The 2312-nt window shown below is 67.7% G+C and carries 1 protein-coding gene and 1 pseudogene; both read left to right on the top strand.

Annotated features, from left to right (window positions below; genetic code table 11):
- Positions 1–61 precede the first annotated feature (61 nt).
- The gene (locus ACHIRB_RS31205) at positions 62–1240 is read left to right on the top strand and encodes a tyrosine-type recombinase/integrase (RefSeq protein ID WP_395126691.1); all 1179 of its coding nucleotides are present in this window, start codon (positions 62–64) and stop codon (positions 1238–1240) included.
- A pseudogene (locus tag ACHIRB_RS31200) lies at positions 1237–2312 on the top strand (tyrosine-type recombinase/integrase); the annotation flags it as partial. The gene ACHIRB_RS31205 and the pseudogene ACHIRB_RS31200, both read left to right, overlap by 4 nt.

The raw sequence follows: 2312 nt of genomic DNA, 5'->3' as shown, positions 1-2312 counted from the left end.
TCCTGCCATCGTTGATTCACCGTTATCAGCAGGTGTTCTTCGACGAGAAGGAACGGCAACGATGGCGTATCCCGTTGCGGTGGCTCCGACAGGTGAGGCACGGACCTGGACGGTGCTCGACGAGGGCTACCGAACTGTCGGACCGGTCGAGGAATGGCTCGAAGCGCATCGGCATCTGTGGTCGCCGAACACGGTCCGCGGATATGCGACCTCACTGGCCCAGTGGTGGAGCTTCCTCGAGCAACGCGGCCAGGCCGACAGGTGGCGTGATGTCGGTGTCCCGGCCGTCACCGCGTTCCTGTCGTGGCTGCGAAACGGCCGCACGGTCGAGCACAGCATCACCGCATCCGGTGTGCCGCCGACCGCCGCCACGATGGAAGCCAGATTGGCCGCACTGATTTCGTTCTACCGCTGGCATGAGGCGGTGTTCGGGGTGCAGGTGTCAGGTCGGCTGATGCGCGGCACGCCACGGCGGCAACCGGCGCGAGGCTTGTTGGCACACTTGGATGCTCGGTCCGCGCCGCCGGCGTCATCGCTGGTGCGGGTGCGGCGGAATCGGCGCGATCGACCACCGTTGCTGATGCCGGCCCAGATCCAGGCCATCCTCGACGGTTGCGCGAGCTTCGATGCGGACGCGGGATCGTGGCGGGGGAATCTGCGTGACCGGTTCCTGTTCGCACTGCTCGCCGAGACCGGTATGCGTATCGGGGAGGTGCTGGGGCTGAGGATCGGCGAGTTCGTGCTCGGCCGCGGCGACACCGCGTATGTCGAAATCGTGCCCCGCACCGACAATCCGAACGGGGCGCGAGTGAAGATGATGCGCCCGCGCCGGGTCTATGTGAGCGCCGATCTGGAACGGCTGTTCGCCGACTATCTCACCGCCATCGCCTGTCGGGCAGACGAACTCGGTTTCGCGTTGACCGCACAGAGTCCGCTGCTGATGAACGTGGCACGCCCACCGCTGCTGGCCGCGCTGCGCGAGACAACGGTGCGGGACAAGGTCTCCGCGCTGCGCCGACGGCCGATCGGGCCGGACGGGTGGACCCCGCACTGGTTCCGCCACACCCACGCCACCGCATTACTGCTGGCCGGGACACCGGAATGGGTGGTCTCACGCCGTTTGGGCCACGCGCATGTGCAGACCACCCTCGACCTCTACGGCTGGGTCCGCGAGGACGAAGCGCTCCGGGCGGCGGCCAACTGGACCTCCTATGCCAGCGGATGGCAGGTAGCAGAATGACCAACGAGCGACGGTCCCAGCACCTTCGAACGATCGGCGCCGGCGACCCGATTTGGCGGCAGTGGCAGACATTGCCACCCGAGTGGCGTGGCCCGGTCCTGGGTCCCGGCATCTCGAACTGGGCGGAGATCACCGAAAACGACTGGCCCCGACTCGATTTGAGTCGGCTGCCCGATGCATTCGTGGCCGAGCTGGTGTGGATGGCGCACTGGCAGGCCTGTGACGGCACCCGTGTGGCGGTGCTGGCCATGGCGCAACTGGCCAACATTGTGCGTCGTGCGATCGACGAGGAGCATCCGTTCCCGCCCTCGATCCGAGAAATGGACTACGACGCCGCCGCCGCGCTGCAGGGCTGGTTCTACGCCAGCAGGGGCAAACGACTGCCGACACGAAAGGGTCGCGCTCGGCTGCGGGTGTTGTTCGGGTTCGCGCGGCACGCCCTGATCGCCGCCTGCCACGCCGGGCCGTGGTGGCAGCTCGACGAGTGGCATCCCCGCTGCGACCCGAGGATCCCGCTGACCAACCGGGAGCCGGTGGCTAACTACGGTTGCGCACCTGGCCAGATCTCCGTTGCGTGGCTGCGGTCGGCGGTGAAATGGCACCTCGGCACGATGCTGGAATCCGGCGTGCTGCGCTGGACAACGGTCAGCCAGGAACGGCTGAAAAGCTTTCGCCGCTTCGACAATTGGCTGACCACGTGCCTCGCCGATCCGGCCGATGTCCTCGCCGACCCGACCGCGGCCGTCGAGCAGGCAGCCGCGTTCGCCCGGTGGATCGCCGATCCCCGCAACCGCGTCACCCGCGAATCCGATACCCGCCATCTCGGCAAACCCGTGCCGATCCGCGGCATCAACGACGATCTGCGCGCGGTCGCCGGCCTGTTCGAGTTCGTCGCAGCCAACGCGGTCGAGGCGCGCGCCGTTCTCGGTCCGAGTCCCTGGCAGCAGGTCACCACGACGCACGCGGACAGCTGGTTCGGCCGCGTCACCAGGATCCCGCACCAGCGCGGCTTCGACGACGCCAACTACCTCGACGACCACGCGCTCACCCAGATCACCGCCGCGCTGCCGCT

This window comes from Antrihabitans spumae (assembly GCF_043944905.1).
Classification (GTDB): Bacteria; Actinomycetota; Actinomycetes; order Mycobacteriales; family Mycobacteriaceae; genus Antrihabitans; species Antrihabitans spumae.
This window is presented reverse-complemented; position numbering and strand designations above follow the sequence as displayed.

Excerpts from the sequence above, each read along its gene's own strand:
- ACHIRB_RS31205 (WP_395126691.1), top strand. The coding sequence starts at position 62 with ATGGCGTATCCCGTTGCGGTGGCTCCGACAGGTGAGGCACGGACCTGG.